The organism is Leptospira noumeaensis, from assembly GCF_004770765.1.
Classification (GTDB): domain Bacteria; phylum Spirochaetota; class Leptospiria; order Leptospirales; family Leptospiraceae; genus Leptospira_A; species Leptospira_A noumeaensis.
Genome location: NZ_RQFK01000007.1, coordinates 75,329 through 96,570, shown reverse-complemented (window position 1 = coordinate 96,570; position 21,242 = coordinate 75,329). Strand labels below are relative to the sequence as shown.

Below are 21,242 nucleotides of genomic sequence, written 5' to 3'. Positions count from 1 at the left end.
AAAGAAATGAATTTAACGTTTTAGAGGTAGTTGGATGAAAATTTTTGTTCCGAGATCAGGAAGACTGACCACTCTAAGAGAACCACCTTGTTCTTTTAACAATTCCATACAAACTAAAAGCCCAAGCCCTGTTCCTTTTTCTCCCACAGTGCCAAATTCAGAAGTAAACCGTTTGCCTTCGATAATTTTTTCCAAAAGATCACTTGTCATTCCAATTCCTTGGTCTAACACTTGGATTTCCATAAATGAGGATACATGTTTTGCTTCAATGACCACCTTACCTTTTGGATGCGAATATTTTATGGCATTAGATAAAATATTGCGCAAGACGGTTGATGTCATCCTTTCATCACAATAAATTGAATCATCATTCGGAACTTTTGTTTCCCAAAGAATCTCTTTGTTCGTTGCTTGAATATTTAGTATATCCATTGTACTTTTTAATAGAACTGAAAAATTCAAATTTTTCGGATTACATTGTGTTTTCTTTGTTTCGTTTTGCACCCAATCAAGTAAACTTTCTAAAACCAAATAAGATTGGTTGATACTTTTTTTAAGTTCCTTTAGTCCCATAACCAACTCCTCCCTTTCGGGTAAGGAACGAGTCAAATAACCTAAATAATTACTCATAGTTCCCATCGGACCTTTTAAATCATGGGCAAGGATGGAGAATATACGGTCTTTGTGATCGTTAATTCGAATCATTTCCTTTTGGATTCGATTGATATTCCTTAGGAAATAAAACATAACCAAGGCTACAAAGGACAAACAGGAAACAACAGAATTCACTCGAAACAAATCTTGAATATCTTTGCGATATAAAAGAGTCCCTTCTCTAAATACACCTGGACGGCCAAAAAACTCGAACCAAACATAAAATGAGGTATTCATCAAAAACAAAAAGAGAATCCACCACTTATCATCGTAGGAAAAAAGAACAAAGGGAATGATAGCAAAAACAAGAAAGTAATAATAAAACCCACCAGAGGTTCCAAAACTAAACGTTGAAACACATAAAAGTGGCACTGAAATGATGAATACTAAAATGAATTTTGAAAGAGCATACCGACCCTTTAGATTGAAATAGAAAACCATAAAAAAAACAAAAACAACAATGGTATGAACAAAATTCATCACCTGATAATAAGGAGCTTCGGCGATAGTGAAAAATATGGAATATTGAACGTTCGAAAAAATTCCCAAAAAAGCAATTAAATTAGAAAGTTGAACTCGAACAGAGGACTCTAATCCCAATTGTTCCGTAACTCCTAAATTCAATAACTTTCTGATGCCTAACCTTTCCAGTAAAACATTCATTTGATATCGATTGTAAAGTAAGTTACATCATCTGACAAACGAAATGCAAAATTCCGAATGTCCTTTTTGATTTTTTCGTTGAGATCTTTTGGAGGAAGGTTCAAACCCGCAGCCAACTGTTCCTTCAGTCTTAATTCTCCGTATAATTCCCTATGTCTATTTTGACTCTCGGTAATCCCATCAGTATAAAAGAAAAAACGATCTCCTGGTTTTAAGTCCCTTGTGAATGTTTCCACAAACACATCCTTTTTCCAACCCATGATTGGCCCACGCCCCCCGAGAGGAGTTAAGGAGTTCGAAATGACATTCATCGAATAAGGACTAGGATGGCCCATCAATGAATATTTTAATATGGATTTTTCTAAATCAAAATGACTAACAACAGCGGTGATATAATTTTTTTCAACTACAGGTAACATCTTTAAATTTAACTCTGACAAAAAAAGAGCAGGGTCTTTTTCTTTTGGCGCAATTTCTAAGAAGTTTACCTTTAACATACTCGCAATTAAAGCCGCTGCAATCCCATGCCCTAAAACATCGCATAACAAAAAAGTAATGGATCCATCTTTATGGATAAAGTAATCAAAGTAATCCCCTCCTATTTTTTCCATAGGCATAAAAACAGAGGCCACACTAAGGGTATTGTGTTTGAATTCCATGGGAGGAATGAGTTTTGATTGTAAACCCGCTGCCATTACCAAATCATCATGTAAAAGTTTATACTGTTTATGTAACTCTTGCGTGCGGAGGGTGACTAACATTTCCAAAGATTCATTTAGATTTCGGAGTTCCTTTCTTGTCCTTGCACTTTGTAAGGCAATCGCAAACACTCCCGTAAATAAAAAAGTTAAGATCCCATATTGAGTTAAATAAGCATTTTTTCCTGTTAATACATCGGTAATGACATCTGCAATTCCAAAAAAAGTTGCCACAAGTGCACCTAAGGAAACAACAATTGCCTCCGCTGTTTTTTTATAATTTTTGATAAGTAACTGAATGAGAATCGGAACCTTTATCCCAAGCAAAAGATACCAAATATAAACCAGATAAAAACGACTATCTGGATCCATAGAAAACAACTGAAACAAGGCAAGCACTGTATCCAAAAAGAAAGTGATCACCGCAAGTTTAGTGATACGACGATCAAATAGGCTATGGACAAACAACATAATAAAAACAGGAAAGATAAATTGACAAAAAAACAATAACCGAACCAGAACTTCAGGTTCAATCAACAGGAAGTGAATTTTATTAAGAACAGGCAATCGCCAACCAACAAAAAATACAGCCGTTCCGGCAAGATACAATCCAGATTTGGAAGAACGATTCAATGCATACCCAATGGCTTGTTGTAAAAAAATCCCAAAAAACAGAGCAAGTATCAAGATTTGATTTACATCTTCAAAAACCATTTTGTCTTTGATTTGGTCTTGAGATCCAAAGATTGGAATGGAACGAAATATTCCGCACCTAAACTGTGTTTCACGGCATTCAATATCAACAGTCAGTTCATTTTTTCCTTCCCTCACAAAAGAGATCGGAATCTCATAATATCTAACTTTATGCCAATAAGGATAATAGTCTGGGGAAAAACTTCCAATGGAACCAATGGATTTTCCATTCCAGAATGTTTGATCGGCGGAATGAATTCGATCCATATAAATGGCAAGCGAGGACTCCGGTAAAGTGGGAACCAAAATTTCCAATCGATACTTGCCACGTAAAGGGACTTTGTATCCTTGGTTGACCAAAGGGACACCGACTGACACCGGTTTAGGATTCATTTCCCCCTCGGCTTGAAATGTCCAACCCGATTCTAATGATAGAACCTCTGCACTGAGTGATACAGTAGAAAGAAACACCAATGAAAAAACGAGTTTCATGGAATCTGCGTAGAACACCGAAAGGATTGAATAGAATCTCCAAAGAAGTGCAAGGATTTTTTCAGAATGATTGGTAAGAGAAAACCCTGCCCACCTTGGCAGACAGGGTTACCGGCCTAAACTCCGGCTTTTTCTGCGATTTTTTTTCCGTATTCAGGATCACATTTAGTAAAGTGTTCCACGTTCTTTTTCACCAAATCCTTGGGAATCCCTTTCATGGTTCCAGCAATCACAGAGGTGAGTCTTTCTCTTTCCTCTGGTTTCAACATTCGATACAAATCACCCGCCTGAGAAAAATCATCGTTCTCCTTATGGCTATTGTAGCGATCGGCATCACCGGATATTCGAAGTGGAGGTTCACTGATCTGTCCATCCTCTTCTGCTCCAGAAAAACCATTTGGTTCATAATTATCATACGAAGGATTCTCCTCTGAACGATATCCATCCATTTGATAATTGTTTGTAGGACTCAAAGATCGATTTACGGGGATTAGTTGGTAGTTTCCCCCCAACCTGTATCTTTGTGCATCAGGATAAGCAAATAACCTACCTTGCAACATTTTATCAGGGGAAGCTCCAATCCCAGGAACTAAATTACTTGGACTGAAGGCCGCTTGTTCCACTTCAAAAAAGTAATTTTTGGGGTTTCGATTCAATTCAAGTTCACCAACTTCAATCAAAGGATAATCTTTATGTGACCAAACTTTTGTTAAATCAAAAGGATTTACTTTGTAGTTTTCGGCTTCTTTTTCAGGCATAATTTGTATACAAACCTTCCATTTCGGAAAATCCTTTTTATGAATGGATTCAAACAAATCTCTAGTTGCATAATCAGGGTCGGATCCCGCAAGTTCACTAGCCTTTTCAGGAGTTAAATTTTTAATCCCTTGTTTGGATTTGAAATGAAACTTAACCCAAAATCTTTCGGACTTTTGATTCCAAAAACTAAAAGTATGAGAACCATATCCATTCATAAACCGGTACCCATCAGGAATTCCACGATCACTGAATAAAATCGTAATTTGGTGCATGGCTTCAGGCGCTTTTGACCAATAGTCCCACATCCTCACAGGATTTTTATATCCAGTGATAGGATCTCTTTTTTGTGAGTGGATGAAGTCTGGAAACTTCAATGGATCTCTTTCAAAAAATACAGGAGTGTTATTACCAACAACATCCCAGATCCCATCTTCGGTATAAAACTTCACTGCAAATCCCCTTGGGTCACGTTCCGTATCTGCAGAACCTTTTTCACCAGCAACCGTAGAAAATCGAAGAAATAGTGGAGTTTCCTTTCCTACTTTTTGAAAAACTTTTGCGATGGTGTAATCTGATAAATCTTTTGTTAGACGAAAAACTCCATAAGCACCTGCACCTTTCGCGTGAACCACTCTTTCTGGAATTCTTTCCCGGTTGAAATGAGCTAGTTTTTCTATCAAATGAGTATCCTGGATGAGAACAGGTCCTCGTTTTCCTGCAGTTACGCTGTGTTGGTTACTAGAAACAGGTTGTCCACCTGCTGTTGTTAGTTGTTTTTTGCTCATACCTGAGCCTCCTTTTTATTTTTTAAAAAATGATTTCTGAAAATTTTGGAGAGATACTGAATCCAAAGTCGCAATCTCTTGTTTTTGGTTTTGGAAATGTTGGATACCTTAGAATCCAAAATCGAAATTACCTTCCCCCTACCAAACATTGTGGCATAGTCAAGAGCAGTGAACCCTTGGGGATTTTTATAATTAGGATCTGCGCCAAAGTTCAAAAGTAAGGAAACAACCGCTAGGTGCCCTTTAAAGGCAGCTCCCATAAGAATGGAATTTCCAGAATGATCGTTTTCATTGGGGTTAGCACCCCATCCAAGTAAATGAGAAACGAAACTCTCGTGACCGTGGTAAGAAGCCAACATCAAAAGGGAATTTCCCTTCTCGTCCCTCCAATCCAAGGCTTCCGGTAAAGGGATTTCTTTGGAAAATCCCTCGAAATCTCCCATCCGTGCAAAACGAAAGGCAGTTTCTTTTTCCGGATCTAACCCAGGAATCGTTGATTGAAATTCCTGCCAGGCCAACGACTCAGTTTCTTGCCAGTGACTTTCTTTTTGCATCCTTTCCCTCTATCCAAGAGATTCGTTTCTCGAATCCAATAATTAGACTTAATCTAACTTGATACCAAATCTAATCAAATGATTTTTTAGACTTAGTCTAATTATTGACAAAAAAAAGCATAAGGAGAATTTGAAACTGAGATGGACTTAAGTTACCAGAAAACCAAGGAACTCCTAGAATCGCACGGGATTCGACCGACCTCGCAAAGATTGGAAATGGCACACCTACTTTTGGAACGCCACCAACACCTTTTTGCGGAAGAAGTCTTTCATTTGGTGAATTCTCATTTCCCTCATGCATCGCGGGCGACGATTTTTAATAACCTCAAACTTTTTGCGGAAAAGGGAATGCTCGGGACATTGGAATTAAAAAATGGTGTGACTCATTTTGATTCTAACATTGATCACCACCACCATGCTTTGAATGAAGAGACCGGAGAAATCACAGATGTTGAAATGGACGAAGCACTAGAATCGAAAGTTCTAGATGAACTGAGAGAAAGTTATTTCAAAAAAACCGGAAAAAAATTAGATAACGTAAAACTTATCATCACACTTAGAGGAAAATAAATTCCTCTAACCTCTTCGATTTGATTCTAATGATTTTGTTACGGATGTAAACCTAGGTTCATTGATAAACAAATGCAAAACACATTTCCTACCATTGCCTTTAGTGGAATAGGTTCCGTAACAGTAACCATCATCCATGCATTTTACCAAAACCAGGTTCCTTTTAAAATTCTTTGTAGGAATCCAGATAGATTTCAATCCTTAGGCAAAACACCGATTCGATTCCAAGGCCCAAATGGAAAAATAACTTCCATAGATTTAAAAAACCATCTAACACTTGCTGATACAGAATCAGAAAAATTCGATTATATATTGATTGGCTGTAAAAATCAAAATCTCAAAGAATATTTAGAAGAAACAAAACCTTTCCTTTCGCCAAAAGGAAAATGGATCCTCATACAAAATGGAATTCCAGAATCCAACTTTAAATCTTATCAAAATCAAATCATCGGTGGGGTTGTTGGGTGGAACACCCAAACACTTTCCGATGGATTGTATTACCAATCCAATGTGGGTAGCCTTATCTTAGGCGAAATGTCTGGAGACAAACCAAATCCCATTTGGAACCAAATCCTTCCCCCTCATTTACCTGTGATTTTAACAGACAAACTCAATGGATTTCGTTGGCATAAACTAGCAATTAACTCAATCATTAATGGCCTTGCTGCTTCCAAAAGGCAAAGTTTAGGAGAACTATTCCTGAACTACCAGTCGAGAAAAGAGGCATTGGAAACACTAACAGAAATCAAAGAACTCATTCAAAAATTAAATATAAAAGAACAAGTAGTCCCTGGATCATTTCCCATTCAAAAGTTAGGTGGTGGGAACGGGGCATTACCAAATTGGATTCGTCACCTAATCCTTATTATTTTAGGATTAAAGTATTTTAGAATCCGCACTTCAATGGTTCAAGATTTAGACAATGGTAGAACCACAGAAATTGATTTTATCAATGGAGAGGTGGTAAAAACTGCAAAAGAACTAGGTTTGCCCGTTCCGAAAAATGAATGGATTGTATCCAAGGTGAAAGAACAGACAAACAAAACAAATTAAATCGTTTTTTTACTTTCCTAAACTTAAAAGTTCCAAAATGGAATGGTTGGATTCTAAGGGATGGCGTAACTTTTGTTCCGTTTGGATGAGATATTGATTTCTACGTCCATCCTTACTCTTCTCTAAAATTTCAGCGTCTGCCAAATCTTTGACAATGGTTTGCACTGCCCGTTCTGTGATTCCCACAAGTTGAGCAACATCTTTCAGCCGCATTTCAGGGTCTTTACTCAAACAAATCAAAACATGAGCATGGTTGGAAAGAAAGGTCCACTGTCCGTTTTTTTTTGTAGATTCAGGAATTTTTCTTTTTGGCTCTTTTGTCATTCTATGATTCACAGCACTTAGGATTTTATATTTTAGACATAAAAATTGAAATTTAAGCTGGCTCTTCTGAGAATTTAAAATCCCGAACCGCCCATGCCCAATAAATAAATAAAAACTGAATGGGAAGCCGCGCATACAAAGCCCAAATAGGAACTCCATAGTCCTTACCTTCTAAAGCTGTTAACAACATATTGATGTTAGCAGGATAAATGGCGAGTAACAGAAGAATGATCCCATAACAGGTTATCTTACGCATCCTTTCATAAAGAACCAGGGAACCAAGAGTAATTTCTGCAAGACCACTGGTTACATTCAAAAGTTCGTGAAAAGGAAGGTAATCTGGCATCATTTCCAAATAAAACTCAGGGGAAAAAAAGTGATTGATTCCCGCTGTAATATAGAACGCACCTAAAGAATACACGAGAAATTTTTTCATCACCGAACTAGAACACAAAGAGAAAAAAAAATCATTACAAATTTTTCTAAAGAAAAAATTTCTAACAATTTTCTTATAAATTAAGCCACAATTTGCCCTTCTTTGGATTTATAATGGCCCAATTTTTCTTCTAAACGTTTGCGACTTTTTATGGTAATGCGGTTTGGTTCAATGACCAAATTGGTATCACCGAGGAACTCCTGGATACTTTCAGATTTAACCTTGATGATTCCGCACATATTACAAAGTTCTTCCAGTTGGATATAAATGGTATGTGCATTGGCCAGGCTCTCATCTAAATTTCGGCCCAACCGAATGTCCTGGTCACGGATGGAATTATACAGGTAAGCATACAGTCGAATCACTGGAGTTTTCAATCGAAGGATTACCAGACGTTGGTGTGAGAACCAAATTCGCCTTGCGATGCTTTCGAAAATTTTTTGTAATAAAGAAGGTCCCACTGATTCAAATAAATTTTCTGCGGTCACTCGAAGGATTTTACTTTTGGTTTCTGTGATGGCAGAAGCCATCCTTGGAGCATTATCAATTAGAGACATTTCGCCAAAAATTTCTCCAGGCCCAAGAACATCGATTACGTATTCAAAACCGCGAACAATTCCGAAAAGTTTGACATTCCCCTCTAACACCACATAGATTTCGTTACTCTTTTCACTTTCGACAAAAAGAATTTCGCCAGCTTCCAAACTAGCTTGCATACCTTCCCATTGGAAAGGTTTGTAGTTGGAACCAAATGATTTTAGTAAATCCGTAGCTTCTGTTAGGTTTTCTGTAGAATGATTTTCTTTGGACCAATTCAAAAAACTTTGAATGGAATATGCAGCTAAGTTTGGCTTTTGCCAAGATAAATAAGTTTTAGCATTCTGTACCAATCGTTCTGGGTGGTATTCTCGGTCTGCTGGTCTATTGGCTTTGGAAAGATGTTTTTGTAAGGTTCGAAGTTCCCTAGAATAAAGACCCAAAATCTTCATCGCAAGTTCTTTTCTTTCTTTCAGATAAGATCCTAAAAGTCGAATAGGAATTTGAACTAATTCCACATCCGTATCAGCAAATAATGTAACCAAAAACCGATGTTCGGTGAGTGCCGATACGAGGCCAAAACTATCCCCTGCTTCATAAAACGCAAGTTCATGATCGACAACAATGTGTTCGGAATCAACGGAAACTCGACCAGACCTAACAATAAAAAAATTCCCTGTATTGATGGAATTCTGCACAACAATGGCAGCACCTTTGGAAAAATTAACAACTTTGATTTCTTCTACAGACACTGAATTAAAAATATTGGTTTTGAATGGAAACAGTCAAACATTTATTAAATCTTTGAAGTCATTTGATCCCAAATCAAATCGTACACTTTATTAGCAGAAATTTCTTTTTCAGAGTATTGACTTTGAGAGGAAAAAATGGGATAAAACTCCCTTTGTTCATGGATGGCCCCATGAGAGCCTTTTACCAAATTAGCATCCAAAGGAATCACATCCATAAGGTAACGGAACCCTAGTTTTTTACGGAGTAATTTAAAACCTGCCCGGAGTCGGATCCCCAGTTTTTTAGGATCCATAAACATTTCGCAAGGATCATAACCTGGTTTTCTATGAATATCCACCAAACGAGCATAATCTGGAGCGTTTTTGTCATCCAACCAATAATAATAGGTAAACCAAAACTTGGGATCAGCGACGAGAACGATGTCACCAGAACGTTTGTGATTGATATGGTATTTTTTTTGTGAATTTTTATCTAAAACAAGAGCAATACCGTCAATGTTTTGTAACAAATTTGTCACTCGGTTTTTAGTTTTAGAATCCTTACAATAAATGTGAGCGACCTGGTGATCCGAAACAGCAAAAGCAGACGAAGCCCCTGGATCAAGAAGTTCATACCATCTTTCTTTACGAACATTAACTAGACCTTCTTTTCTAAGAATTCGATTGATATGAATGGGGTGAGAAACAGGAGTAATTCCATATTCTGATAACAAAATGATCTTTGTATTTTTGTTTTCATAGTATTCGATCAAGTCTTTCAGAATAGAATCTATTTCCAAAAGTTCTTTTTTGATTTTAAGAAGGTTTGGTCCATACTTTTGAAGGCAATAGTCTAAATGAGGAAGATAAACTAATGTAAGAGTAGGATCATATTTTTTATCAACATAGATGCTAGCGTCCGCAATCCACTTTGTTGATTTGATATTTGCATTGGGTCCCCAAAAATTAAATAAGGGGAACGAACCAAGTTTTTTTTGCAACTCATCTCTAAGTTCCGGTGGATTGGAATAACAATCGGGAGCTTTTACACCGTCTGCATGATATTGAGGTCTTGGTGTGACAGAATAGTCAGCGCTAGAGTACATATTGTACCACCAAAACATCTTGGAACAGGTAAAATTAGGATCTAGTTTTTTTGCTCGTTCCCAAATTTTTTCCGCCTCTACCAAATGGTTGGATTGTTTCCAAAATTTTATTTCTGCATCTTCATGATCATACCAACCATTCCCCACAATCCCATGTTCATTTGGCCATTTTCCCGTCAGATAAGTCGATTGAGAACTTGTTGTAAGAGCAGGTAACATTGGTTTAATGAAGAGAGTGTGTTTTTTTTGCAAATATTGTTTAAGAAATGGAGTAAATTCTCCCACCAAAAAAGAACTAAGTCCTACAACATCAATTACAACTGTCTTTTGAAAGGTTATTTGCTTTGGCATCGGTTTCTGATCCTACTAATTACGACTCTGTTTCTAAAACTGACAAAACCCAATCCAATTCACGAACGATAGAGTCTGACATCGGCATTTGTAATTCTTTAGGCAAAACTCCCCAGGTATAAGTTTCTATTTCTAAAGCATTGGTAAAAAGTTTTTTTTTCTGTAATTTCAAAAGATCTAAAATTTCTTTCCTCGTGGAAGATACAAGTCCATAAGTATCCAAAAATACAGGAACATGAAAATGGATTCTCCATTCATCATTTGGTTCTAACTTACTTTGTAATGCCTCGGGTAAATCACGGTATGAAATGATTTTTGAAGAAGGTTTTTTTGCGACAACTTGATGGAGGTAAGTTGGTTCGTCAAAGTTAGATAATAAATTTAGTTTCTCTTCGATATTTTGGTCAAAATTTACCTTTAAAGCGGAACTAATTTGGATTCGACCAACTCGAATGGAATTTTCCAACAAAAGATTAACAACCGCTTGGTTATCTTCGAAACTGACAGCCGAATGACAAATATCCAAACAAATTCTAATATGATTTTTAACTTTCTTTTCCGTATCTTCCCTGGAAAACCCGAATTGGGTTTGTACTTTTGGAATGGCCAGTGGCAAAAATAAATCCAAATACCAATCCACAAAAAGTTTCACATTCCCTAAAATTCCATCAGGTTCTGGCTCTATATCTAGATGTAATGTTTTCCCAGTTGCTATTTGAATTTGAATGAGATGTATTAGAATATTGATTATGTTTTCAGTGGCAAGAGAGATACGTTTGTTTAAATCTAAATCTGTAGAATCAAAAAACTGATAGGATAGAGGTGGCGTTGAAACACCTCCTTCCATCCCCATAGGCAGTAACTTAGATAAAATAGAAAACAAACGAATTGTATATTCCTGCCGTTCTTTAGTTGCCCAATCAGGATTGTATACGTTTCCTTTAACAGTAGTTCCGTGGAAGTTTCCATACGGAAACCCATTGATTAAAAAAACATAAAAACTTTCTTTTTTTAACCAAGTTTGGAATTCTTCCAAAACTTGTGGATTCAAAAGTTCTACCGAGGCCTCATTTGCCAATCGAAGTCCTAAACCCATTTCTGCATTTGGTGATACTTTTTTACGAATTTTGGGAAGGTTTTCTTTAAGCTGGTAAAAATGATCCTTCCAAGTTTCACCAGGATGGATATTGGAACAATACGTTAGGTGACCATATTTAGTTTCCATAAAACTTTTCCAAAAAATCAACCGAACGAACAACGGCACCAAAGTCTATTTCATGGGCTTCTTTAGAGAAACCAATCCCAGATAACAACGTTATGGTGAGTCTTCCTCCTAAATGTTCTCTAAACTCCTGTAATCCTAAATACAAATTCTTTTTTTCACCTTCAGATAGTTTAGGATGATACAAAGAAAATCCAATTGTTTTCAAAAGGGAGTGAATTCGATTTTTATCTTTTTCTGATAAAAGAAAACTTTGGAAGGAATATTCGGTATCTAAAGCCATACCGATCGCCACTGCCTCGCCATGACGTAAAGAAAACTCTGTGAGGTATTCTAGTTTATGGGCTGCCCAATGTCCGAAATCAAGTGGTCTGGAAGATCCGAACTCAAAAGGATCTCCTTTTGCAATATGATCCATATGTAATTTGGCGCAGGTATGGATCAAATAAAACATCTTATCTAAATTACGATCGCGAAGTGCTTCGGCATTGGCCTCTATCCAAAGAAAAAAATCTTTATCCTTGATGAGTGCTACTTTAATTGCCTCTGCCATTCCGGAAAGCCAATCGCGATCATCCAAACTTTCTAAAAACAAAAGATCGTTAAACACGGCAACGGGTGGTGCAAAACTACCTAAAAAGTTCTTTTTACCTTGAAAATTGATTCCATTTTTAACACCCACACCAGAATCATTTTGGGAAAGGACAGTTGTCGGAATCCGAACCAAACGAATCCCTCTATGCGAAACTGCCGCAGCGTATCCAACCAAATCAAGAATAGCCCCTCCCCCAATGGCAATAATATAGGAATGACGATCGATTCCATACAAATCAACAGCATTCACGAGTGAATCCCAAAGTTTGGGATCGTTTTTGCAATCCTCTCCACCGGGGATTACCATTATATCATCCGTTAGCTGGATACATGACGTCAAATTTTGAAAATAAGATCGAATTTCATAAACTAAGTTGGGATGGTGCGAAACCAAACCTTGGTCAATAACAACTAAAGCTTTCTTTATATTTCCTTCTTTTTTTTCAGAAAGAAAAAAATCAGATAAACAAGAATTGTTAGAACCAAAAATTCCCTTGGTGAACTGGACTGTATAACGATAGTGAACTTGGAATTCAGAAAAAAGAGGAGGAAAAAAATCTTCTATCATAAGATGCTCTAGGTAACAGAAAAATATTTAGACAAAAGTATGGAAATAGGTAACAAACAAAGGACAAGAATTGCCAAAGGGAAAAAACCAAAACTTGCAGTAAAACTTGCATCAAGAAGGATGAGTGAAATCACACCTGCCTTCACCGCCTTACCAATATTTGATCCAATGGGATTTTTGTAGGCTTTTAAAAGCGGAGGAAAAACCATTCCCGAATGTAAAATAACAAAAGGAAAACTAAAAGACAAATTCCCTAATCGATACGAAATCAAAGATAAAAACAAAAAAACAGTTAAATAAAAGATTCCGGCAAATACCAATGGTGTTTTTTTACCACCATGGACTTCATCTCGGCTAATCATTGTAATGGCTGCAATGTAAAGGATCGGGAAAAAAGAAAAAGCCAGGTTTGATACGTGTAGATCCGCAACCAAACTCATCCCTAAAATCAAATTCCCTCCCCTACACATTCCCATCACTATGGGACCAAAAATCGAACTATGTTTCGCAAAACGATTGTAAGTAAGAACCAACAAAACAATTACAAAAGCAATCCATCCACTTTGAATATGATAGAAAAAGGCAAAACCAACACCAAAACAAAGAAGAATACTTCCAAAAATTAGGGCCGAAGTTCTAGATACCTTCCCACTGGGAATGGGACGTTCTGGTCTTTCTTTTGTATCAATGTTTGTATCAAAATAATCATTCAAAACCACACCACCACCATACAAACAAATGGTGGAAACAAGTAAAAAGACGGGAGTGTTGTTTTTCCAAACAAAACCGACAATTGCCATCCCGGCCAGAATATCAGCTACCGCAGTGACTAAGTTAGCTGGCCGGAGTAAAGTAAAATAAGCTTTCAGATTCATCTATTGGATTAACAAAGAATTTTTATTCATTACTGGTTGTTGGCCACCGCGAAGGATGGAATTACCGTGAAACTTGGCACTTGGATCTGGCTTTGATTCTGTTTCAAAATCGGCGACATCAATTTGTCCACTTTTTGCAAAGGCATCAATGGCATTTTGATAAGTGACTTTACGGATGACATCCAAAGGAATTCCTCTTTGTTTCATCAGAGCCGCTGTTTTTGGGATGGCGAGTGGATCAGAGATTCCCCAATCTGCACTTGAGTTGATCATAATCCTCTCTGGTCCATACTTCTCAACAACAGCAACCATTCTTTCATTTCCCATTTTAGTGAATGGATAAATAGTAAATGCAGCCCAAAAACCTTGGTCTAACACTGACTTAACGGTTTCTTCATTATTATGATCCACAACAACAAAGGAAGGATCTAATCCATGTTCTAAAGCAATGGACATACTCCTTTCTGTTCCTCTTTTTTTATCTCTGTGTGGGGTGTGGATTTGTACTGGTAAATTTGTTTTTTTGGCAAGATCAAGTTGTAATCTGTAGTATTTTTCCTCTAAAGCTGTTTGGTCATCAAAACCAATTTCACCGATACCAACAACTCCCTCTTTATACGCAAAAAGTGGTAAAATCTCCATCACTTCTTCCGCAAGACGTTCGTTATTTGCTTCTCTAGAATTTAGACCCATTGTACAATAATGTTTGATTCCGAATTGAGAAGAACGGAACCTTTCCCAACCAACAAGGCTACTGTAATAATCTTTAAAACTAGCAAGACCGGTTCTTGGTTGGCCCACCCAAAAAGCAGGTTCAATGATGGCAACAATACCAGCTTTTGCCATCATCTGGTAGTCATCGGTAGTTCTGGATACCATATGAATATGTGGATCAAAGAATCGCATATCTTTGATTAGGTTTTGATAATCCTCCCACAACAAATCCCTATGTGTTGGAGATTCTTCGGTTGCATCTATCGATTCAAAATGAGAAGGATTTTTTGTTTGATTGTTTGGGTTTTGGCACATAGAAATTTTATTCAGGGATGGACTGTAGTTTAGACCAATCCAAGTCTTCATTTTGTATCGATAATTCTAAGTCAGGATACTTTGTTAACAAAGAACGAATTTTTGGCTCTTTTGATTCATAACAGACCAGAGCCGCTGCTTGTTTTTCTGTTTGGATCTCGGATTTAAACATAAGAAACAATTTGGGAACCATCGACTCCAATGTAAATCCGCTGATCAACATCCAAACGGAGATAGGAACATTTCTTCCCGCCGCAGAACGTTCGCTGATAAAATCAAAAACGGCAATGGATAAATCCTCGTTCCTCCTACGATTGATTCCGTAAATCCTATGGATTGGTTTTTCATTAAAAATGGTTTTGAGTACGAGTTGGTTCCATGCAGGTTCTGGGAAATAAAGTTCGGGATAGGGATTTTGTAAGGCAATGGAATCAAATACAAAACCCATATTGGAACGAACGGCATCGGTGGCCCTAGGTAACCACTCTGTAGGATAAGACAAAAGAGGCAAAGCGGAGTATAACGCCACCAATTCATTCAATTCTGCTGTATCAAATAATGTTTCAATATTTTTTATATATTGTTCTTTTGGTTCTGAAGGCAAATGTAAAAGCAACCAAACTCTCGCTAAACGAACCAAATTCCATCCGTTTACTTCGAAACTTGTTAACTCAGGAATTAAACTTCCTCTAGACTTAGAATCATAAGAAATATTTTTTTTAGATAAAAACCGTGGAGCAGCAACAAAGGCTGTCATCAAATCTAAAAAATTCGATTTAACTTTTTCTTCTAACCATTCACGTTCTTTATTTGTACATTGTTCAAAAAGGAATTGAGAAAAATTTGTGGAAAGATTTGCCATAAGGAACTAATAATTGAAATCTTTTGGTTTGTATCTCACCCAGTAAATCAAATATTCCAACCTCGTCCATCTTTCCGAATCAATTCGATTGATTTCTTATGATTTTTTTTAAAATCCTGCCCACACGATCAGAACTTAGCTTACATTCCCTTCTACAAAATAGATGATGGTAATTCAAATATAGAAAAAGAGAATTTTTGGAATGCCCAAAGAAACAGCAAAAGATACCGAAGACATCATTCTCCATGAAACCAAAGAATGGATTTTAAAAGCTGTGATCGGTTTAAATCTTTGTCCTTTTGCAAAACCAACCTTCCAATCGAATACAATTCGTTATACGATTAGCAAATCAAAAAACGCAAAAGACTTACTTTTTGATTTAAAATCTGAATTATTATTTTTAAAAGAAACAAATCCAAAAACCACCGAAACTTCCTTACTCATCCACCCTTATGTTTTAAGTGATTTTTTAGACCAAAATGATTTTTTAGATGATGCTGATTTACTTTTAAATCAATTAGAGTTAGAAGGGATCATCCAGATTGCAAATTTCCACCCGGAATTCCAATTCGCAGGTAAAAAGAAAAACGACATAACTAATTTCGTGGGTAGATCTCCTTATCAAACATTACATTTGTTACGCGAAGATAGTATCACTCGAATTGTGGATTCTCACCCTAATATTGACAGTATTTTCAAAAACAATAGGAAAAAATTAAAGGAATTAGGCCTCGAAGGTTGGAAAAACCTTGGACTACCTTCCTAAATAAATGCTTACAAAACGTACAGAACCTTTTAAAAAACTAGGATTCCTACCAATAAAGAAATATAAGATTTGAATCTTATACAAGTATATGGTCACTGGCTGAATCACAGGTGGTATAAAATGTACGCTTACAATCAGCGAATGGTAATGGGTCTTGTGTCGCTAGGGTTTTTCTTGTTTACTTCTGCATTGCCATTGGATGCTCAGTTCATCACTCCGGTAAAAAAAGAAGTTCCTGAAACTCCCCCACCTCCTCCGCCACAACAACAACCGCCTCCACCTCCCGTTCCTCCAGAAGAACCGGCAGAGTATGTCAGCCCACTCAAGGGAAATTTAACCGGAGAATATTTAAAAAGTATCCAGGTTACCGCCAAACAAAGAAAGGCGATACAAGAAAATACGAATTTATGGTTTGCGGATCGATTCCGAGTTGGATTTGGAATTCGACCCAAAGCGGATTCCCTTTACAATACGGACTTTGATCGATCTACACCGGACAATAGAAATACTGTCACTAACCAAACTCAGTTTTATCTAATCGGAGACCTATCGCCTAACATTGCATTCAAACTAAGTTTTCAAGATGTTAGATTATGGGGAGGAGAAATTGTCAATGGTTCTGCCGATCAAAAGTATGGTGTGATTCCTAACTCCGGGATTCTGATAGATACCTCCAAACAAAGAGAAGTCGCTATCAATAATTATACGGGATTCAGAGAAGCATTTTTAGATTTAAAAACAACCAACCAAATGTTTCGAGTGAGAACTGGCCGACAAATTTTGGATTACGGAGATGGTCGCATATTAGGTTCGCGTAACGATAGTTTGAATGGGAACTCTTTTGATGCCATTCGGTCTACAATTACAGTACAAAAACATAGTTTAGATTTTTTTGGAGCCATCATTGGATCAGAAAATAATTCCAACAGTATGGTATCAAATAATTCCACTCGAGTGGGTGGAGTAGGAAATGCTTCTTATTATGGAGCCCATTATGGATTCAAACCATGGGAATGGTTGGGAATCGAAGTTTATAATTTCACTCTTTACAAACAAAAACAAAAAGCCACAAATACAACAGTAAACTATGGATCCGATATTTATTACCGAGGTTCTGACCAACTGAATACTTCTGGATTTCGCCTCACCAATCGCACCAAAGGAAATATGATCACAAGCGAAACAGGAATCGACTGGATGGTAGAGGCCGCTTGGCAAACTGGTTTTACAGGTGAAAGGTCATCTCCTACTTGGATCAACGAAAAAGGTACATTGACCACCGACAAAAAAACGGGAGAACCACCTCCCCATTCTTCACCTGTCCAATATAAGGCGAATATCGTTGCGGTACAACTTGGCTATACACCCGTAAAAGAATTTCGGATTGGAATCCAATATGTCCAGGCTTCGGGAGATCCCAATCGCAATGATGGGAGTGTGGCAACTTACAATCCACTTTTTGCTACTAGAAGGATGGCGGGTGGAGGATTACCTTTTGCGGGAAATGGAAATTCGGGGATGGTATTTTGGCAAAACATCAAAGATTATTCCGTCCATATTAAATACGAATCATCAAAATGGGGAACCTTTATTATAAACCCTCACTGGTATTATAAAGTAAAACTCCAAGACGGATACTACGATAACAACAACTATGTAGCGGGGAGTAAAGCAACAGGAGAAACAGCATCCACAGAGGATTATTTCAATACGGAAGCCTACAATCCTAATAGACCGAAACTAGGAAGACACGTAGCAACAGAAATCAATTTCATTTATATTGTCACTCCGTTTGAAAATGTTTCCTTTTGGTTTGGTGCCAGTTCGCTTTATGCAGGTGATGCCATTCGCAATCAAAAAAACAATCCATACGAAACTGATCCTTACCATAGATACGATTTCAAACCAAACTCGAGTTATTTTACTTTGCAAAGTGTATTTGCTATTTAAAAATAATTTAATATTTCTAAAAACCGGAGAGCTTTTTTCCGGTTTATCTTATTATTTTTTTAATCAATTGCCGAATCAAACCAGAAATTGGTTTTTTGGCTAATCTATTGTTTCGCGAAGCCTACCCAATCCATCCAAAATTAAATTTAAACCAAACTCAAAGTCATGTAACCCATTGTATTTTCCAGAAACAACTTCTTTGGTTAAATTAGTTAGATGAGAAAAGGGACTAAGCTCCAATGCGGGCAAAAACCCTTCTGCCTTTTTTGCATAATTTTCTGGTTCAATGGGGAAATTCAGTTCTTGTAAAACGTATCCATAAACATGACTATCAATTGTATTGATGATGTGATCAGCTGCTTGTAAACTAAATCCTGCAGAATGTAAACATCCCAGTGATCTATCAAAATAGGTTAACATTGCTTCACCAACATTCATTCGAGATACAACAAGTAAGGTCACCCAAGGATGTAAAATCAAAATCTCACGGGCAGACTTAGCCCTTTTTTTCATTTCCGATTTCCAATCGCCACCTATCTTAGGTAAGTTGATCTTTGAAATCACAAAATCAACCATCTTGTCCAGAAGTTCATCCTTATTTTTTATATGGTTGTACAACGACATTGCTTCCACACTCAAACTCAATGCTAAGTTTCTCATGGACAATTCTTCGATTCCAAACTCATCGGCAAGCCCAATAGCAGCTTCCAAAACAACTTCTTTCGAGAGGGTTTTTCTCTTTCTTCCTTTCTTAAAAAGTTTCGCTGAACTCATCTTTTGTTTCTTCTTTTTATACACTTCCCCTCCTTAACTCATTTTCTATCATAAATCCGATGAGTTTTCTATTGTTTTCTGTGACAAAAGAATGAAATAAATTTCCTTGACATACTTACAGTGTAAGTTAAATTAGTGATTCAGGAGTTAAACCTTTGAAAGTCATCACTTGTAGAAATTACGGAGCCTCCGAAGAACTCCAATTGGAAGACTGGGAAATCCCTACCCCAAAAGAGAATGAAATTAGAATCAAAAATTATAAAACTTCAGTGAACTCGGGAGACTGGCGCATCCGAAAACCAGATCCTGAAATTGCCCGTTTGTATTTTGGACTTACCAAACCAAGGCAACCTGTCCTAGGAATTTCTGTTTCCGGAGTAGTGGATGCCGTTGGAAAAAATGTAACAAAATTCAAAGTAGGTGATCGAGTTTTTGGTTCAAGCGGAATGAAAATGGGAGCCTATGCGGAATTTGTTTGTATTCCAGAATCCGCCGTGATCACAATCCTTCCGAAAGAAATTTCCTTTTCCGAAGGAGCTGCCTTACCTTTCGGAAGTTTGACTGCTCTCGACTTCATTCAAAAATGTAAAATTAAAGAAAACCAAACCATAATCATTTATGGTGCTTCCAGTTCTGTGGGAACTTCTGCCATTCAATTGGCAAACTATTTTGGCGCAAATGTAACAGCCGTTTGCAGCAAAGGTAATTTTAAACTGGTAGAATCACTGGGTGCCAAATCTGTAATGGACTACGAAGAGTTCCATTCAGAATCCCATAAAAAAAACTATGATATTGTTTTTGAATGTGTAGGTAAGTCTACGATCAAATCCAATTTAAAAGTTCTCGCCAAAGGTGGAGTTTTGGTACTAGTGGCTGCCCTGTTTAAAGAAATGTTCCAAGCAGGTTTGTTATCGCTCACAAAAGGAATTAAAATTAAGTTTGGACCAATCGCTGAAACCATAGAAAATTTAGAACTACTAACTAAATTAACCAAAGAAGGAAAGTTCAAAGTGGTCATTGATAGATCTTATCCATTGGAAAAGATGGCGGAGGCTCATAATTATGTAGAAGCTGGCCATAAAAAAGGGAATGTAGTGATTGATATTTTAGACTAATTATCAATAGGTGAGTAATCAAAAAAATATATACAACAACAAATTGTGGTATATATTTCAGTTTATAACTCGTGGCTTCAAATGTTTTCCTTACTCTTTGTGTCACCACAAAAAGATAAGTGAATTTTATTGAGATACAAAAAATTAACAAACAAAATTTTTAATTTGGGATCGGAGGTATGACATAAAACAAAATTGCAAAAAAATGACAAAGACTACCAGACAAAACAAACAAATGCCAGATAGCATGGTTAAAAGGCAAACTATCCCATAAATAAAAAATCACACCAAAAGTATAACTAAGACCACCAGCAACTAACCAGGAAATCCCTCCCAAACCAATGGCTGTTCGGATGTCTTTGACTACAAAAATCGCAAGCCAACCCATAAGGATATAAACCACAACTCGTGCCCCACTATACTTCCCAGGAAATAGAAGTAATAACAAAACTCCAATGAAAGCAAGGGCCCAAATGATGAGAAAAAGAGTCCATCCCCATTCGGAATGTTCGCGCAAACTAACAAGAGTAAATGGGGTATAAGTTCCCGCAATGAGTAAATAGATTGAGGCATGATCAATGACTTTAAAGATACGTTTTGTAGCCGTATGATAAATAGCATGGTATAAGGTAGAAGCGAGATACAAAATGATAAGGGTAGCGCCATAAATGGCGGAACTGACTACATGCCATACATTCCCATAAAGAACTGCCATAGTCAAAAGGAGAGACAAACCTGCAATACTTAGGCCCCCCCCAATTCCATGAGTGACCGCATTCGCAATTTCATGACCAATCGAATATTCGTGAATGGTATCGATAAGTTCAGCGACAGAATGATTTGATTGTGAATCCAATGGAATTTCTAATTCCCTAGACCTAAGTTTAGAAATTGTATTTTTTTTAGAGGAAGCAGTCGGTTTCTTACTTTGTTTTTTGGCTAAAACTGACTTTTTTCGCGGTTGGGATTTAGATTTTTTCGCGTTCATGGGTTGATTCTCCATAAGAGAAGAACAGTCTGTTCATGTCGTCAATCGAAAGAAATCTTAGGATTGACGTTAGTGATCAAAAGAACAATTTTT

General features: G+C 37.0%; 20 protein-coding genes. 5 read left to right on the top strand and 15 right to left on the bottom strand.

Annotated elements, in window-relative coordinates; all coding sequences use genetic code 11:
• Positions 1 to 12 precede the first annotated feature (12 nt).
• The 4 genes from EHQ24_RS00555 to EHQ24_RS00540 form a co-directional block, all read right to left on the bottom strand.
• Positions 13 to 1,317, bottom strand: coding sequence for a sensor histidine kinase (locus EHQ24_RS00555; protein WP_135599775.1), 1,305 nt, complete (start codon positions 1,315 to 1,317; stop codon positions 13 to 15).
• Positions 1,314 to 3,200 carry a PP2C family protein-serine/threonine phosphatase gene (locus EHQ24_RS00550; RefSeq protein WP_135599774.1) on the bottom strand — a complete coding sequence of 629 codons (1,887 nt, stop codon included), beginning with the start codon at positions 3,198 to 3,200 and terminating at the stop codon, positions 1,314 to 1,316. Before EHQ24_RS00550 ends, EHQ24_RS00555 begins: the two co-directional genes overlap by 4 nt.
• Before the next feature lie 116 nt (positions 3,201 to 3,316).
• The gene (locus EHQ24_RS00545) at positions 3,317 to 4,744 is read right to left on the bottom strand and encodes a catalase (RefSeq protein ID WP_135599773.1); all 1,428 of its coding nucleotides are present in this window, start codon (positions 4,742 to 4,744) and stop codon (positions 3,317 to 3,319) included.
• Positions 4,741 to 5,298, bottom strand: coding sequence for an ankyrin repeat domain-containing protein (locus EHQ24_RS00540; RefSeq protein ID WP_135599772.1), 558 nt, complete (start codon positions 5,296 to 5,298; stop codon positions 4,741 to 4,743). Before EHQ24_RS00540 ends, EHQ24_RS00545 begins: the two co-directional genes overlap by 4 nt.
• Positions 5,299 to 5,439: 141 nt before the next feature.
• Here EHQ24_RS00540 and perRA point away from each other — a divergent pair, with 141 nt between their 5' ends.
• Together perRA and EHQ24_RS00530 are read left to right on the top strand one after the other, a co-directional pair.
• Complete coding sequence (gene perRA / locus EHQ24_RS00535) at positions 5,440 to 5,868, top strand: peroxide-responsive transcriptional repressor PerRA (protein WP_135599771.1); 429 nt, start codon at positions 5,440 to 5,442, stop codon at positions 5,866 to 5,868.
• Positions 5,869 to 5,940: 72 nt separating this feature from the next.
• Positions 5,941 to 6,921 (top strand): ketopantoate reductase family protein, encoded by a 981-nt coding sequence (locus tag EHQ24_RS00530; protein ID WP_135599770.1) that lies wholly within the window; start codon positions 5,941 to 5,943, stop codon positions 6,919 to 6,921.
• 9 nt (positions 6,922 to 6,930) lie between these two features.
• Here the strand turns inward: EHQ24_RS00530 and EHQ24_RS00525 are convergent, their stop codons facing one another.
• The 9 genes from EHQ24_RS00525 to EHQ24_RS00485 form a co-directional block, all read right to left on the bottom strand.
• Positions 6,931 to 7,245 carry a winged helix-turn-helix transcriptional regulator gene (locus EHQ24_RS00525; protein WP_135599769.1) on the bottom strand — a complete coding sequence of 105 codons (315 nt, stop codon included), beginning with the start codon at positions 7,243 to 7,245 and terminating at the stop codon, positions 6,931 to 6,933.
• A 52-nt stretch (positions 7,246 to 7,297) separates the two neighbouring features.
• Positions 7,298 to 7,681 carry a DoxX family protein gene (locus tag EHQ24_RS00520; protein WP_208725670.1) on the bottom strand — a complete coding sequence of 128 codons (384 nt, stop codon included), beginning with the start codon at positions 7,679 to 7,681 and terminating at the stop codon, positions 7,298 to 7,300.
• A gap of 80 nt (positions 7,682 to 7,761) precedes the next feature.
• Positions 7,762 to 8,970 carry a Crp/Fnr family transcriptional regulator gene (locus EHQ24_RS00515; RefSeq protein ID WP_135599767.1) on the bottom strand — a complete coding sequence of 403 codons (1,209 nt, stop codon included), beginning with the start codon at positions 8,968 to 8,970 and terminating at the stop codon, positions 7,762 to 7,764.
• A 44-nt stretch (positions 8,971 to 9,014) separates the two neighbouring features.
• Positions 9,015 to 10,406 (bottom strand): alkaline phosphatase family protein, encoded by a 1,392-nt coding sequence (locus tag EHQ24_RS00510; RefSeq protein ID WP_135599766.1) that lies wholly within the window; start codon positions 10,404 to 10,406, stop codon positions 9,015 to 9,017.
• Between the two features lie 19 nt (positions 10,407 to 10,425).
• On the bottom strand, positions 10,426 to 11,631 hold the full coding sequence (eboE, locus tag EHQ24_RS00505) for a metabolite traffic protein EboE (protein ID WP_135599765.1): 1,206 nt from the start codon (positions 11,629 to 11,631) through the stop codon (positions 10,426 to 10,428).
• On the bottom strand, positions 11,621 to 12,790 hold the full coding sequence (locus tag EHQ24_RS00500; protein ID WP_135599764.1) for a 3-dehydroquinate synthase: 1,170 nt from the start codon (positions 12,788 to 12,790) through the stop codon (positions 11,621 to 11,623). The genes eboE and EHQ24_RS00500 overlap by 11 nt, the downstream gene beginning before the upstream one ends.
• Positions 12,791 to 12,798: 8 nt before the next feature.
• A complete protein-coding gene (gene eboC / locus EHQ24_RS00495; protein WP_135599763.1) occupies positions 12,799 to 13,665 on the bottom strand; it encodes a UbiA-like protein EboC in 867 nt (288 codons plus the stop codon).
• A complete protein-coding gene (locus tag EHQ24_RS00490; RefSeq protein WP_135599762.1) occupies positions 13,666 to 14,694 on the bottom strand; it encodes a TatD family hydrolase in 1,029 nt (342 codons plus the stop codon).
• Positions 14,695 to 14,701: 7 nt separating this feature from the next.
• On the bottom strand, positions 14,702 to 15,556 hold the full coding sequence (locus EHQ24_RS00485; protein ID WP_135599761.1) for an EboA domain-containing protein: 855 nt from the start codon (positions 15,554 to 15,556) through the stop codon (positions 14,702 to 14,704).
• 202 nt (positions 15,557 to 15,758) lie between these two features.
• Between EHQ24_RS00485 and EHQ24_RS00480 the strand changes: the two genes are divergently transcribed.
• Positions 15,759 to 16,322, top strand: a complete 564-nt coding sequence (locus EHQ24_RS00480; RefSeq protein WP_135599760.1) for a DUF1415 domain-containing protein — start codon at positions 15,759 to 15,761, stop codon at positions 16,320 to 16,322.
• Positions 16,323 to 16,442: 120 nt separating this feature from the next.
• The gene (locus tag EHQ24_RS00475) at positions 16,443 to 18,272 is read left to right on the top strand and encodes an alginate export family protein (RefSeq protein WP_135599957.1); all 1,830 of its coding nucleotides are present in this window, start codon (positions 16,443 to 16,445) and stop codon (positions 18,270 to 18,272) included.
• 99 nt (positions 18,273 to 18,371) lie between these two features.
• On the opposite strand, the gene EHQ24_RS00470 is transcribed toward EHQ24_RS00475, so the two are convergent.
• Positions 18,372 to 19,046 carry a TetR/AcrR family transcriptional regulator C-terminal domain-containing protein gene (locus EHQ24_RS00470; protein WP_208725669.1) on the bottom strand — a complete coding sequence of 225 codons (675 nt, stop codon included), beginning with the start codon at positions 19,044 to 19,046 and terminating at the stop codon, positions 18,372 to 18,374.
• A 155-nt stretch (positions 19,047 to 19,201) separates the two neighbouring features.
• On the opposite strand from EHQ24_RS00470, the gene EHQ24_RS00465 reads away from it, so the two are divergent.
• Positions 19,202 to 20,161, top strand: a complete 960-nt coding sequence (locus EHQ24_RS00465; protein WP_135599758.1) for an NAD(P)-dependent alcohol dehydrogenase — start codon at positions 19,202 to 19,204, stop codon at positions 20,159 to 20,161.
• Positions 20,162 to 20,321: 160 nt separating this feature from the next.
• Here the strand turns inward: EHQ24_RS00465 and trhA are convergent, their stop codons facing one another.
• Entirely contained in the window at positions 20,322 to 21,149 is an 828-nt protein-coding gene (gene trhA / locus EHQ24_RS00460) for a PAQR family membrane homeostasis protein TrhA (RefSeq protein ID WP_135599757.1), read from the bottom strand.
• Positions 21,150 to 21,242 lie beyond the last annotated feature (93 nt).

Bases quoted from the DNA above. Each gene is read 5' to 3' on its own strand.
- trhA (WP_135599757.1), bottom strand. From the start codon at position 21,149: ATGAACGCGAAAAAATCTAAATCCCAACCGCGAAAAAAGTCAGTTTTA.
- EHQ24_RS00550 (WP_135599774.1), bottom strand. From the start codon at position 3,200: ATGAAACTCGTTTTTTCATTGGTGTTTCTTTCTACTGTATCACTCAGT.
- EHQ24_RS00480 (WP_135599760.1), top strand. From the start codon at position 15,759: ATGCCCAAAGAAACAGCAAAAGATACCGAAGACATCATTCTCCATGAA.
- EHQ24_RS00555 (WP_135599775.1), bottom strand. From the start codon at position 1,317: ATGAATGTTTTACTGGAAAGGTTAGGCATCAGAAAGTTATTGAATTTA.
- EHQ24_RS00540 (WP_135599772.1), bottom strand. From the start codon at position 5,298: ATGCAAAAAGAAAGTCACTGGCAAGAAACTGAGTCGTTGGCCTGGCAG.
- EHQ24_RS00475 (WP_135599957.1), top strand. From the start codon at position 16,443: ATGTACGCTTACAATCAGCGAATGGTAATGGGTCTTGTGTCGCTAGGG.
- EHQ24_RS00545 (WP_135599773.1), bottom strand. From the start codon at position 4,744: ATGAGCAAAAAACAACTAACAACAGCAGGTGGACAACCTGTTTCTAGT.
- EHQ24_RS00520 (WP_208725670.1), bottom strand. From the start codon at position 7,681: ATGAAAAAATTTCTCGTGTATTCTTTAGGTGCGTTCTATATTACAGCG.
- eboE (WP_135599765.1), bottom strand. From the start codon at position 11,631: ATGGAAACTAAATATGGTCACCTAACGTATTGTTCCAATATCCATCCT.
- EHQ24_RS00490 (WP_135599762.1), bottom strand. From the start codon at position 14,694: ATGTGCCAAAACCCAAACAATCAAACAAAAAATCCTTCTCATTTTGAA.
- EHQ24_RS00510 (WP_135599766.1), bottom strand. From the start codon at position 10,406: ATGCCAAAGCAAATAACCTTTCAAAAGACAGTTGTAATTGATGTTGTA.
- EHQ24_RS00470 (WP_208725669.1), bottom strand. From the start codon at position 19,046: ATGAGTTCAGCGAAACTTTTTAAGAAAGGAAGAAAGAGAAAAACCCTC.
- EHQ24_RS00485 (WP_135599761.1), bottom strand. From the start codon at position 15,556: ATGGCAAATCTTTCCACAAATTTTTCTCAATTCCTTTTTGAACAATGT.
- EHQ24_RS00530 (WP_135599770.1), top strand. From the start codon at position 5,941: ATGCAAAACACATTTCCTACCATTGCCTTTAGTGGAATAGGTTCCGTA.
- EHQ24_RS00500 (WP_135599764.1), bottom strand. From the start codon at position 12,790: ATGATAGAAGATTTTTTTCCTCCTCTTTTTTCTGAATTCCAAGTTCAC.
- perRA (WP_135599771.1), top strand. From the start codon at position 5,440: ATGGACTTAAGTTACCAGAAAACCAAGGAACTCCTAGAATCGCACGGG.
- EHQ24_RS00525 (WP_135599769.1), bottom strand. From the start codon at position 7,245: ATGACAAAAGAGCCAAAAAGAAAAATTCCTGAATCTACAAAAAAAAAC.
- eboC (WP_135599763.1), bottom strand. From the start codon at position 13,665: ATGAATCTGAAAGCTTATTTTACTTTACTCCGGCCAGCTAACTTAGTC.